Here is a 535-nt window from a genome sequence, read left to right on the forward strand (position 1 = left end):
GAAAGCGCTTTTTGCCCTCTTTGTTGTACTCTTCTTGGCATGGGCACCATTAAAAGCAGTGGGTTCTGAGTCAAACTTCGATTGTGGCACGATTCATTGTGATGAATTCGAGGCAGAGCTTGGCGATAAGACATCCCTGCAGAATGGTGCTCAGTTGTTTGTGAACTACTGCATGGGTTGCCACTCTGCTAAGTACTCCCGCTGGGAGCGAGTAGCTACAGATCTGCAAATTCCTGCGGGCTTGGCTATGGAGAACTTAGTATTAGCCAACCAAAAAATTGGTAGTTTGATGGATATCTCCATGCCGGCTGACAATGCTAAAAGTTGGTTTGGTGCTGCTCCCCCCGATCTGACCTTGGTGGCTCGTGCGCGTTCGCCTGAGTGGTTGTATACCTATCTGCGTAATTTTTATGTAGATCCAACCCGATCAGTTGGCGTGAATAATAAGGTGTTCAAGGATGTGGGTATGCCTCACGCAATGCTTGATCTTCAAGGTTTGCAGGCTTGTGCGCCTGGTCCTGTCTTGGCTCACAAC

General features: G+C 48.6%; 1 protein-coding gene. It reads left to right on the forward strand.

All coding sequences use genetic code 11. The features are described from left to right. Positions 1-58: 58 nt before the first annotated feature. A partial coding sequence (locus tag V7756_RS19055) for a cytochrome c1 (protein ID WP_335611770.1) occupies positions 59-535 on the forward strand: 477 nt, incomplete at its 3' end.

This window comes from Halopseudomonas sp., assembly GCF_036961105.1.
GTDB lineage: Bacteria > Pseudomonadota > Gammaproteobacteria > Pseudomonadales > Pseudomonadaceae > Halopseudomonas.